The sequence below is a fragment of the Poseidonibacter ostreae genome (assembly GCF_009208075.1).
Taxonomy (GTDB): Bacteria; Campylobacterota; Campylobacteria; order Campylobacterales; family Arcobacteraceae; genus Poseidonibacter; species Poseidonibacter ostreae.
The window spans coordinates 16107-28139 of the sequence record NZ_WFKJ01000040.1 but is presented as its reverse complement, the minus strand read 5'-3'; the positions used below and the strand labels follow the sequence as shown (position 1 = coordinate 28139).

Genomic DNA, 12033 nt, shown 5'->3' with positions numbered 1-12033 from the left:
ATAATCTTGATAAATAATTGTACCATTATTTTGCATAAAAACAAATATTGTACATATTAGCAAAATAGTAGAAAAAGTTGTATTTTATAATACAGAAATGATACATCACTAGTATGTAGAAATAATGTATACTGTTACACAAATAAATTTTGAAGGATATATATGAGCGCAGGAAAAAAATTTAGACAAGCTTTAAGTGAAGAGACACCTTTACAAATCGTTGGAACTATTAATGCATACCAAGCATTACAAGCTACAAAAGTTGGTTATAAAGCAATTTACCTTTCAGGTGGAGGAATTGCAAATGCATCATATGGTTTACCAGATTTAGGTATGACAATGATTGAAGATGTTTGTATTGATATTAGAAGAATTACTTCTATTTGTGATACTCCAGTAATCGTTGATGCTGATACTGGTTGGGGACATGCTTTTAATGTTGCTAGAACTGTTAAAGAATTCATCAGATCTGGTGCTGCTGGACTTCATATTGAAGATCAAGTTGCTGCTAAAAGATGTGGACACAGACCTAATAAAGAATTAGTTACTACTGAAGAAATGTGTGACAGAATTAGAGCTGCTGTTGATGCTAAAATGCAATTAGACCCTGAATTCTACATTATTGCTAGAACTGATGCTCATGCATCTGAAGGTCAAGCTGCAGCAGTAGCACGAGCTAAAGCTTATGTTGAAGCTGGAGCAGATGCAATTTTTGCAGAAGCTGTTCATACTTTAAAAGAATATAAAGAGTTCTGTGACCAAATGACAGTTCCTGTATTAGCAAATATTACTGAGTTCGGTGCAACTCCAATGTTTACTACTGAAGAGTTAGGTTCTGTTGGAATTGAAATGGTTCTTTACCCACTATCAGCATTTAGAGCAATGAATAAAGCTGCTTTAACTGTATACCAAGACTTAAGAGAAAAAGGTACACAAGAAGGTACTTTAGAATTAATGCAAACAAGAATGGAACTTTACGATATGTTAGGTTACCACGATTATGAGCAAAAAATGGATGCATTATTTGCACAAAGTAAAGCAAAGTAATTCGCTTTATTAAAATAAAGAAAACAATATTAATTAATTAACTATAAGAAGGAAAAAGATTATGAGTACATCTACAGGATTTAAGCCAAAAAAATCAGTTGCATTATCAGGACAATCAGCAGGAAGCACAGCTATCTGTACTGTTGGGAAATCAGGAAATGATTTACACTATAGAGGTTATGATATTTTAGAATTTGCTGACAAATCAGAATTTGAAGAAATTGCACACTTAATTGTTTATGGTACATTACCAACTCAAGCGGAATTAGATGCATATAAGAAAAAACTTCAAGGTTTAAGAGATATTCCAGCAGGTGTTAAAATTGCATTAGAGCAATTACCAAAAACTGCTCACCCAATGGATGTTATGAGAACAGGTTGTTCAGTTCTTGGAGCAATTATGTCTGAAGATGAGTCTCATCCAAAAGATGAAGCACAAGCAATTGTTGATAAATTAATGGCATCATTTGGTTCTATGTTATGTTACTGGTACCACTATGCATATAATGGAAAAAGAATTGATGTTGTAACTGATGATGATTCAGTTGGTGGTCACTTCTTACACCTTTTACATGGTGAAAAACCAAGAGAATCTTGGGTTAAAGCTATGCATACTTCTTTAATTTTATATGCTGAGCATGAATTTAATGCATCTACATTTACTTCAAGAGTAATTGCTGGAACTAATTCAGATATGTATTCTTGTATTACTGGTTCTATTGGAGCTTTAAGAGGTCCAAAACATGGTGGTGCTAATGAAGTTGCATTCTACATTCAAGAAAGATACTCTTCAGCTGATGAAGCAGAAAAAGATATCTTAGCAAGAATGGCTAAAAAAGAAATCATTATCGGATTTGGACATCCTGTTTATACTTCATGTGATCCAAGAAACGTAGTAATTAAAAAAGTTGCAGAAGATTTATCAAATGAAAACAACAACACATTAATGTATGATGTTGCTGAAAGAATTGAAACAATCATGTGGGACAACAAAAAAATGTTCCCTAACTTAGATTGGTTCTCTGCAGTTTCTTATAACCAAATGGGAATTCCAACAGATATGTTTACTCCAATTTTCATTATCTCAAGAGTTACTGGATGGGGTGCACACGTAATTGAGCAAAGAGAAGATGGAAAAATCATTAGACCTTCTGCAACTTACACAGGACCTGAAGATTTAAAATTTGTTCCAATTGAACAAAGAGGGTAATCTCAAGATTATTCAAGATTTAAAAGCCATCAAGTTTTTGATGGCTTTTATTTTTTATAGACTACTATAAATTCAAAATTAATAAAAAAATAAAATAGGGTATAAAAATATGACAAATGATAAATATCTTAAAAAACTAGAAGGTTTCGATACAAGTTTCTACGATGTAAAAGCAGCTGTTGAAGATATCACGCCTGGTTCTTTTGAAAAACTAAACTATACTTCAAGAGTATTAGCAGAAAATCTCTTGCGAAAATGTCCAAGTGCTGATTTAGAAGATTCACTAGTTCAATTAATTGAAAAAAGAACTGATAAAGATTTCCCTTGGTACCCAAGTAGAGTTGTAACTCATGATATTCTTGGTCTTACTGCATTAGTTGATTTAGCTGGTTTAAGAGAAGCAGTTGAAGCTGGTGGTGGAGATCCTAAACAAGTTAATCCTGTTGTTCCTACACAACTTATCGTTGATCACTCTTTAGCAGTTGAATGTGGTGGATTTGATCCAGATGCTTTCCAAAAGAATAGAGATATTGAAGATAGAAGAAATGCTGATAGATTCCACTTTATTAACTGGACTAAAGAAGCATTTGATAATGTAGATGTTATTCCTCCAGGGAATGGTATTATGCACCAAATTAACTTAGAAAAAATGTCTCCAGTTGTTCACAATATCGATGGTATTGCAAGTCCAGATACATTAGTAGGAACTGATTCTCATACTCCACACGTTGATGCACTTGGTGTTTTAGCTATTGGTGTTGGTGGATTGGAAGCTGAAAACGTAATGCTTGGAAACCCATCTTATATGAGAGTTCCAGATATTATTGGTGTTAACATTATAGGTACTAGAGCTGAAGGTATTACTGCTACTGATATTGCATTAGCAATGACTTCTTTCTTAAGAGAAAACAATGTTATTTCTGCATACTTAGAATTCTTTGGTGAGGGTATGAAGTACTTAAACTTAGGTGATAGAGCTACAATTGCAAATATGACTCCTGAGTATGGAGCGTCAGCAGGTATGTTCAGTATTGATGAGCAAACTTTAGATTACTTAACACTTACAGGTAGAGATCATGAGCAAGTTAAATTAGTTGAAGCTTATGCTAAAGCAAATGGTTTATGGTCAACTGATTTAAAAAATGCTACATACCAAAGAGAATTAGTATTTGATTTAACTGCAGTTACAAGATCACTTGCAGGTCCATCAAAACCACATAAATTAGTACCAACTTCAACACTTAAAGCTGAAGGAATTACTGATAATACTGTTGAGATAGGTGAAACAGATATGCCAGATGGTGCAATTTTAATTGCTGCAATTACTTCATGTACTAACACTTCTAATCCTAGAAATGTTATTGCTGCTGGTTTAGTTGCTAAAAAAGCAAATGAATTAGGTTTACAAAGAAAACCATGGGTTAAATCATCACTTGCACCTGGTTCTAAAATTGTTGAAGAGTACTTAAAAGACGCTAACTTACTTCCTGAATTAGAAAAATTAGGATTTGGTATTGTTGGTTTTGCATGTACTACCTGTAACGGTATGTCTGGTGCATTAGATCCAGTAATTCAAAAAGAAGTTGTTGATAATGATATTTATTCAACTGCTGTATTATCTGGAAACAGAAACTTTGATGGTAGAATTCACCCATACGTAAAAGAAGCATTCTTAGCTTCACCTCCATTAGTTGTAGCTTATGCATTAGCTGGTTCTATTAGATTTGATATTGAGAAAGATTCATTAGGAACTGATAAAAATGGTAACCCTATTACATTAAAAGATTTATGGCCATCTGATGAAGAAATCAACGCAGTTGAAAAAGCTTCAGTTAGACCTGAGATGTTTGGTGCAATTTATGACCCAATGTTTGCTAAAAATGAATTAAGTGGAACTGAAATATCACCATTTTATAAATGGAATACTCAATCTACTTATATTAACAAGCCTCCATACTGGGAAGCAGAATATATGGAAATGCCAGCATTAAAAGGAATGAGACCATTAGGTGTATTCCCTGATAATATCACTACTGATCACTTATCTCCATCAAATGCTATTTTACCTACATCTGCTTCTGGTGAGTATTGTTTATCTAAAGGTCTTCCAGTTGAAGATTTAAACTCTTATGCAACACATAGAGGGGATCACCATACAGCTTCTAGAGCTACATTAGCAAATCCAAAATTATTTAACGAAATGGTTAAAAATGATGATGGTTCTGTTAAACAAGGTTCACTTACTAAAATCATGCCTGAGGGTACTGAATCTAGAATGTGGGAAGCTATTGAAACATATACTACAAGAAAGCAACCATTAATTATCGTTGCTGGTACTAACTACGGTCAAGGGTCTTCAAGAGACTGGGCTGCAAAAGGTGTTAGACTTGCAGGTGTTGAAGTTTTAATTGCTGAATCTATTGAAAGAATTCACAGAACTAACTTAGTTGGAATGGGTGTATTACCATTACAATTCCAAGCTGGTGATACTAGACATACTTACTCAATTGATGGAAGTGAAACTTTCGATATCGAAGGTGAAATTACTCCAAGAACTGATTTAACAGTTGTAATGACTAGAGCAAACGGTGAAGTTGTTAAATTTACTGTTCTTTGTAGATTAGATACATCAGCTGAAGTTGATGTTTACAAAAATGGTGGTATTTTACAAAAATTCGCTAAAGATGTTATTGCTTCTTCAAAAAAATAATTAGAACATTAACAAAACACTTTTAGGGCATTGCCCTAAAAGTATTTAGAAGAAATTTTAAAATTTCTTCTAAATACTTTTAAAGACTTCAAAATAAATTCAAGGAAAATAAAATGGCATACCAACCACAATTTAAAGTAAAAGCTACATATATGAGAGGTGGTACTTCAAAAGGTACTTTTTTTAATATTGCTGATTTACCTAAAGAGGCACAAGAAGACTCTAGAAAAAGAGATAAATTACTTCAAAGAATTGTAGGAAGTCCAGATGTTTATAAAAAACAAATGGATGGAATGGGTGGAGCTTCTTCATCTACTTCAAAAGCTATCTTAGTTGGAAAATCTGATGTAGAAAATCATGATGTTGATTACTACTTCTGCCAAGTTGCAATTGATAAAGATTTTGTAGATATGAGTGGAAACTGTGGAAACTTATCTTCTGCTGTTGGACCTTTTGCAATTAATGAAGGGTTAGTTGATAATGTTCCTGAAAATGGAGTTTGTTGTGTAAGAATTTGGCAAGCAAATATCAAAAAAACTATTCTATGTTATGTGAACATGGAAAATGGAATGGTTAAAGAAATGGGTGACTATGAAATTGATGGAGTTGCATTTCCAGCTGAAGAAATTCAATTAGAATTCGTTGAACCTGTAGATCCAAGTGAAGAATTATTCCCTACAGGAAATCTAGTAGATCATTTAGAAGTTGAAGGTGTTGGTACATTTAAAGCTACGATGATAACTGCGGGAATTCCAACTGTATTTGTAAATGCAGATGAAATTGGGTACAAAGGTACTGAACTTCAAGGTGATATTAACTCTGATACAGATGCACTAGCTAGATTTGAAAAAATTAGAATAGCAGGAGCTCTTAAAATGGGTGTTATGAAAGATGCAAGTGACGCGTTAACTCAACAACACACGCCAAAAATTGCATTTGTAAGTCCAGCTCAAGATTTTACTACTTCTTCAGGTAAAGAAGTTAAAGCAGCAGATATGGACTTACATGTAAGAGCCTTATCAATGCAACAATTACACCATGCAATGATGGGAACAGCTTCAGTTGCTATTGGAGTTGCTGCTTGTATTCCTGGAACACTTGTTAATATAGCTAGCGGTGGTGGAGATAAAGATACAGTAACTTTTGGACATCCAAGTGGAGCTATAAAAGTTGGAGCTGCATTATCTTCTAAAGATGGTAAATACACTGTTGAAAAAGCAAGTATGAGTAGAAGTGCAAGAATTATCATGGATGGAAATGTTCATGTTCCTGCAGGAACTATGGATTAGATTTAATCTCTATAGTTTACTTAGCTAAAAAAAAAGGCTTATGATTAAAACCATAAGCCTTTTTTATTTATTCTTTCAAAGTTTTGTTAAAACTCATCATCACTATCTAAAATTTTTAAAATACTACTCTTTTTTTGATAACCTTGAAATTCATATCTAATATTTAATATTCCATCTTCTTTTTTTACAATAAATGAAGTAGGATAAACTTCAACTGGGAAAGGATAATTTTCTATTAATTCTTCATAGATTATATTATCATCTTGAACTTTCATATATTCAAAATTATCTCTATTTTGTTTTATTTTCTTTAGTACTTTTAACTGTCGTTCACACCATGGGCAAGAAGGAATACTAAACATAATAAATATGTCTTTATCTGAAGGCATATCTTTTACACTATTAAACTCTTTTGCTTGAGCTATTGTAAATAGACTAATAAAGAAACATAAAATAAATATTTTTTTCATTTAAATCTTCTTTTTATTTTACTAATGACGAAATCTCTTTAAATACTGGGTTTTTAGCATTTACTGTTAATTCAAAAAGAAGTGATTCATAAGTAGTTGGAACCACTCCTGCTTGAACTAATCTTTGTATTGCCATATCAGTATCTCTTTGCTTTCTTGAAGTTACACAATCCGTTACTAAAACAGGTTGTAAACCAGCTTCAAGTAAATCTATACAAGTTTGTAAAACACAAACATGAGTTTCAATACCTGCAACTATTACTATCTTTTTATTAGCAGCTTTTATTGCATCCATTGTTGTTTCATTTTTACAACATGAAAAAGTAGTTTTTTCAAAATGTGGATCTGCATCTACAAGTTCTCTTAAACTTGGAATTGTTTCTCCAATTCCTTTTTTATATTGTTCATTAACAATAAATGGGATAGAATGAACTTTTAAACCTTTTACTAAAGTAATTAAATTCTTTTCTATTTCATCTTTATTTATCATATGAGGATATAACCTCTCTTGCACATCAACTAAACAAAATACTGTATCTTCAACATTAATTCTCATTTGTACTCCTTAAAATATATAGTATATAATACTAAATATATTTTAAAATATCTTGGAAAATATTGACAATTTAGATTTATTTAAAAGCTACTTTTTCAGCACGTTCAAGTAAATCTTTTGCACCTTGGTCTATAAATGTTTGAGCAAGTGATTGTCCAATATTCTCATAATTATTAATATCTGCTGTGATATCTTCAGAGATTGATTCACTACCATCAGGCATTCCAACTATTGCTTGAACTCTAACTGATGTATCATTTACAATTGTAGCTTTAACACCAATTGGAACTTGACAACCACCTTCTAATGTATGAACAAAACTTCTTTCAATTGTAGATTCAATTTGTGCATCTTTATCATTTAATACTGATAATAATTCAATAATTTTAGGATCTGTTGTAGTTTCAATACCTAAAGTTGCTTGTCCCATTGAAGGAATCATTTCATCAGTTGAAATTGGAGTAAAATGTTTTACTTCGTTTTCAATACCAAGTTTTTGAACACCAGTAGCTGCAAGAATAATAGCATCATATTCTCCTGCATTTAGTTTTGCAATTCTAGTATTAATATTTCCTCTTAAATCTTTTAAAACAATATCCGGACGTAATAATTTTAAAGCCATTCTTCTTCTTAAACTTGTAGTTCCAATAACAGCACCTGCTGGTAATTCATTAATTGATGTATATTTATTACTTAATAATGCATCTCTTGGGTCATATCTTTTAGTAACTGCTGTTAATTGTAAACCATCTTCAAATTCAGTTGGTACATCTTTTAGTGAGTGTACTGCTAAATGTGCATTTCCCTCTAACATAGCAACTTCAAGCTCTTTTGTAAATAAACCTTTTCCACCTATTTTTGCTAGTGGAACATCAAGAATTTTATCACCTTTAGTTACAAACTCTTGTAGTTGTATTTCCATATCAGGATAGTGTTTTTGAAGTTCACTTTTTATAAATTCTGACTGCCATAAAGCTAGTTGACTTCTTCTTGTTGCAATTACTAATTTTTCCATGTTTCTTTACCTTTACTTATTTTTTCCTAGTTTTTCATATTTAGTTCGCATTGTATCTTTTTCTCCATTAACAAATATAGTAGGAGTTCCTTGAACCATAACTTCTTCACCTAATGCCATATCATTTTCAATCGCATCTATAAGTTCAATAGATTCTATATCATTTTGTGTAAATGAAGTTTTAAAGACTTTATTAAATCCTGTAATTACTTTTTTTACATCACTCTCTTTAGAAGTAAAATATTCATCCCAATCTGTTTCATAAACTTTTAATTCAATATCTTTTATACCTTTTTCTTTTCCTAATTCCATTAGTTTAGATAAAGGATCAGCTGCTGGATGTAGTCTTAATAATGGGAAGTGATAGTAATATAAAGCAATTGAGTCTTTATTTTTATTTACATGCTTTATAACTTCTGGCACATAATCCATACAAAATGGACATAAAGGATCAGAGAAAATTACAATTTTATCTTTTGCATTATGATTTCCTGCAATTAATTTTGCTTTATCATAATATTTTGATGTTACTTCTGGTGTTACTAAATCTTTTAAAGACTTTCCATTTGTAGAATCAAGTAAGTCTAATGAGATGTATCTTCCATCTGAAAATATTATATCTTTTGCATTTACTATCTTATCTTCTATTTTAGCTTCAACATCAATTATATAACCATACCAACCTTTAACAGGTAATTCTTTTTTTGTATTTATACTTATATTTTCTACTTCAACATTTGGATTTTGTGAAATTCTTTTCTTTTCAAACTTTAGTACATTATCATCACTTACATTTGCAAATAAGCTAGTAGTTAATAAAACAGCAAGTGTTAGTACTTTTGATGTAGTTTTCATTATAATTTTTCCTTTAATTTAATATTAAATAATATTTTAACTATTTAGTATTAATGCTTAGTTAATACTAAGACCTTGATTTTACAGTAATTTTTTTAATATCAAAAAGCTCTTTTGCTTTATTTAACATAGGTGAATTAATAATATCATTTAATTGTAACTCTTGTTGAGATGGAGCGGGCGTTGAGCTTTTATGCATATCAGCAACACAACCTGAACTCATTTCAACTTCTTCTATCATTGAACCTGTATCTTCAATATTTGATTCTTCTTTTACTTCTTCCTCTACTCTTTCTTCTATTTTCTGTTCTACTTGAGTTTCTTTAGCTGTTTTGGTTATATTTGTGGAGGCTTCTTCCTTTTTAAAATCTAACTCAACATCATTACCATAAACATCTTGAGCAAATGTCCTAATTAATGAAAAGTGTTTATACAAAAACTTTCTATCATCACCTTGGGCATAAGATACTATTGAAAGTTTATTATCTTCATATCCATTAAAAATGAAGTTATTTTCAAAGCACTCTCCTAAAGTATAATCTCTATCATAAACTTTTGCAGTTAGTTGTTCATACATCTCATTTTTTTCTTCAAGCTGTGGTTCTTCAATTGGAATAACTTCAACTTCTTGAGATATATTTATCTCTTTTTGTTCTTCTACTATTTCTTCAACTTTTAGTTCAGAATTATCTGTTTCAGGTTTAACAAGCTCTTCAGCATTTACCTCTTCTTTAGGTGTAATAGCTTCATTTCTACTTGTAGGTAAATCATCAAAAGGAGTAGGATATGAAACCTCAGGAATTGAATCAATTACTGATAAATCAACCATTGATGTAGTTTCTATTAATATTTTATCAGCAGGTGTAACTTCCTCAATTTTTGTTTCAGGAATATTTTCCATTACTTCTTCTGTGATATTTGATTCAATGAAAGGAGTTTCTTCTTTTATAATAACTTTTTCTTCTACTGGTTTTTTTATAATAGTACTTGTATTCTCTATTTTTGGTTTTATATCTTCAACTTGAGCGATTATTTCATCTATAGTTCTAATATTTGTAGCTTCAATCATTTTCATTAATGTTAAAATTAATACAAAACCACCATCAGAATTTATAGCTAAAAGATGTTTAGCATCACTTATTATTCTAAAAAATCTATCAAATAAAAGTAAATCAAACTTCGCATCTTTTTCTATCATTTTATGTTTTAAATAAATAGTCATCTCATCACACACTTGAGATACATCATAGTTTTCTAACTCTTTTATAATTGGAATTATTTCACCTTTATTTAAAACTACAGAAAACACATTGTCCATAACTTTTGGATCAATAAGCCCTAACATATCAACAACTGTTGAAGTTGTTATTCTTCCACGTGAAAAAATAATTGCTTGGTCTAGTAGTGTTAAGGTATCTCTTAAACTTCCTTGACCACTACGTGCTACAATTTCTAAAGCATCTGTATCAAATTCAATATTTTCTTCATTTAAAATATGAGATAAATGATGAATTACATCAGTATTTGATATTTTATTAAATCTAAAATGTTGAGTTCTACTTAAAATTGTTGCAGGTAATTTTAAAGGATCCGTAGTTGCTAAAATAAACTTTACAAAACCAGGAGGCTCTTCTAATGTTTTTAATAAAGCATTAAAAGCTTGAGTTGTAAGCATGTGAACCTCATCGATTATAAATACTTTAAACCTTGCAGAACTTGGTTTATATTTTGTATGTTCAATTAAATCTTTAATATCATCAATTCCACGATTTGAAGCTGCATCCATTTCGATAACATCTAGATGCCTATTTGCATTTGAACTAACACAATTATCACAAACTTCACAAGGTTTTGATGTAGGTCCATTTGAACATAATAGTGCTTTTGCCATAATTCTAGCAGTTGAAGTTTTACCACTTCCTCTTAATCCACTAAAAAGGTAAGCATGAGATAATCTATTTGAATCTAATGCTAATGATAAAGTTTGAGATACAGTGCTTTGACCTACTAAGTCTTCAAATCTATGAGGTCTATATTTTAAAGCTAATACTTTTCTTTCTTGTTTTAATTCACTCATATATCATATTTCCTAATTGTAATTTTTTTATTATATTCTGTTTTCTCAAATATTTTTTTTATCATATTTTGATTTATATCACCTGTAAAATATACAGATATATTTAATAAACCTTCATTTATATGATTCTTCTCAAGACTTAGAGATTTTAGTCTCTTTGCAATTGCCCAACCTGTTTGAATTAATGAAATATCATATCCCATTATTTGTTTTATTGCATCACTTGCTAAAGGATAGTGAGTACAACCTAAAACAATAGTATCAACTCTATTTCTTTTCATAGGTTCCAACCAAGTTTCAAGCATCTTAATTGTTAACTCTGATGAAACTTCACCTTTTTCAATCTGTTCAACTAATCCAGGACATGCTTGCTCAAACAGTGAAATTTGTTTACTTTTAAATAACTCATTTACTAGTAACTGATATTTATCACCTTTTAATGTAGCAGGTGTTGCTAATACACCAATATTATTAGTTTTTGTAGCTTCAATAGCTGGTTTTATTCCAGGTTCTGTTCCAATTAAAATAAGTTCTGGATATTTATCTCTTAAAGTTTTAATGGATGCAGAAGTTGCAGTATTACAAGCAACTATTAAAGCTGTGATTTGATGTTCTTTGATTAAAAAATTAGTTATCTCAATACAACGTTTTAGAATCTGTTCTTGAGTTTTTTCACCATAAGGTGCATATTTAGTATCAGCTATATAAAAAACATCTGCACCTCTAAATATTTCTGTTATTGCACTTACAACAGTAAGTCCACCTAAACCAGAATCAAATACTCCAACTTTCAATTAAAACCTT

General features: G+C 30.7%; 10 protein-coding genes. 4 read left to right on the top strand and 6 right to left on the bottom strand.

All coding sequences use genetic code 11. The features are described 5' to 3' along the window. The first annotated feature begins 162 nt into the window (after positions 1–162). The 4 genes from prpB (at position 163) to prpF (ending at position 6256) form a co-directional block, all read left to right on the top strand. A complete protein-coding gene (gene prpB / locus GBG18_RS11780; protein ID WP_152191308.1) occupies positions 163–1047 on the top strand; it encodes a methylisocitrate lyase in 885 nt (294 codons plus the stop codon). Between the two features lie 61 nt (positions 1048–1108). Further along, complete coding sequence (gene prpC, locus GBG18_RS11775) at positions 1109–2257, top strand: bifunctional 2-methylcitrate synthase/citrate synthase (RefSeq protein ID WP_152191306.1); 1149 nt, start codon at positions 1109–1111, stop codon at positions 2255–2257. 109 nt (positions 2258–2366) lie between these two features. Continuing rightward, the gene (gene acnD, locus GBG18_RS11770; RefSeq protein WP_152191304.1) at positions 2367–4967 is read left to right on the top strand and encodes a Fe/S-dependent 2-methylisocitrate dehydratase AcnD; all 2601 of its coding nucleotides are present in this window, start codon (positions 2367–2369) and stop codon (positions 4965–4967) included. A gap of 113 nt (positions 4968–5080) precedes the next feature. Further along, positions 5081–6256, top strand: a complete 1176-nt coding sequence (gene prpF, locus GBG18_RS11765) for a 2-methylaconitate cis-trans isomerase PrpF (RefSeq protein ID WP_152191302.1) — start codon at positions 5081–5083, stop codon at positions 6254–6256. 86 nt (positions 6257–6342) lie between these two features. On the opposite strand, the gene GBG18_RS11760 is transcribed toward prpF, so the two are convergent. The 6 genes from GBG18_RS11760 to murI form a co-directional block, all read right to left on the bottom strand. Beyond that, positions 6343–6726, bottom strand: coding sequence for a glutaredoxin domain-containing protein (locus GBG18_RS11760; RefSeq protein WP_152191300.1), 384 nt, complete (start codon positions 6724–6726; stop codon positions 6343–6345). Positions 6727–6739: 13 nt separating this feature from the next. Continuing rightward, the gene (locus GBG18_RS11755; protein ID WP_152191299.1) at positions 6740–7282 is read right to left on the bottom strand and encodes a hydrolase; all 543 of its coding nucleotides are present in this window, start codon (positions 7280–7282) and stop codon (positions 6740–6742) included. Positions 7283–7358: 76 nt separating this feature from the next. Continuing rightward, positions 7359–8297, bottom strand: a complete 939-nt coding sequence (gene hemC, locus GBG18_RS11750) for a hydroxymethylbilane synthase (protein WP_152191297.1) — start codon at positions 8295–8297, stop codon at positions 7359–7361. Positions 8298–8309: 12 nt separating this feature from the next. Then, positions 8310–9152, bottom strand: a complete 843-nt coding sequence (locus GBG18_RS11745) for a DsbA family protein (protein ID WP_152191295.1) — start codon at positions 9150–9152, stop codon at positions 8310–8312. A 67-nt stretch (positions 9153–9219) separates the two neighbouring features. Beyond that, positions 9220–11229, bottom strand: a complete 2010-nt coding sequence (locus GBG18_RS11740) for a DNA polymerase III subunit gamma/tau (RefSeq protein ID WP_152191293.1) — start codon at positions 11227–11229, stop codon at positions 9220–9222. Further along, a complete protein-coding gene (gene murI, locus GBG18_RS11735; RefSeq protein ID WP_152191292.1) occupies positions 11226–12023 on the bottom strand; it encodes a glutamate racemase in 798 nt (265 codons plus the stop codon). The genes GBG18_RS11740 and murI overlap by 4 nt, the downstream gene beginning before the upstream one ends. Positions 12024–12033: the final 10 nt, after the last annotated feature.

What these genes read in the sequence shown, in the direction of transcription:
- GBG18_RS11740 (WP_152191293.1), bottom strand. Translation starts at nt 11,229, where the DNA reads ATGAGTGAATTAAAACAAGAAAGAAAAGTATTAGCTTTAAAATATAGA.
- prpC (WP_152191306.1), top strand. Translation starts at nt 1,109, where the DNA reads ATGAGTACATCTACAGGATTTAAGCCAAAAAAATCAGTTGCATTATCA.
- hemC (WP_152191297.1), bottom strand. Translation starts at nt 8,297, where the DNA reads ATGGAAAAATTAGTAATTGCAACAAGAAGAAGTCAACTAGCTTTATGG.
- GBG18_RS11760 (WP_152191300.1), bottom strand. Translation starts at nt 6,726, where the DNA reads ATGAAAAAAATATTTATTTTATGTTTCTTTATTAGTCTATTTACAATA.
- GBG18_RS11745 (WP_152191295.1), bottom strand. Translation starts at nt 9,152, where the DNA reads ATGAAAACTACATCAAAAGTACTAACACTTGCTGTTTTATTAACTACT.
- prpF (WP_152191302.1), top strand. Translation starts at nt 5,081, where the DNA reads ATGGCATACCAACCACAATTTAAAGTAAAAGCTACATATATGAGAGGT.
- acnD (WP_152191304.1), top strand. Translation starts at nt 2,367, where the DNA reads ATGACAAATGATAAATATCTTAAAAAACTAGAAGGTTTCGATACAAGT.
- prpB (WP_152191308.1), top strand. Translation starts at nt 163, where the DNA reads ATGAGCGCAGGAAAAAAATTTAGACAAGCTTTAAGTGAAGAGACACCT.
- GBG18_RS11755 (WP_152191299.1), bottom strand. Translation starts at nt 7,282, where the DNA reads ATGAGAATTAATGTTGAAGATACAGTATTTTGTTTAGTTGATGTGCAA.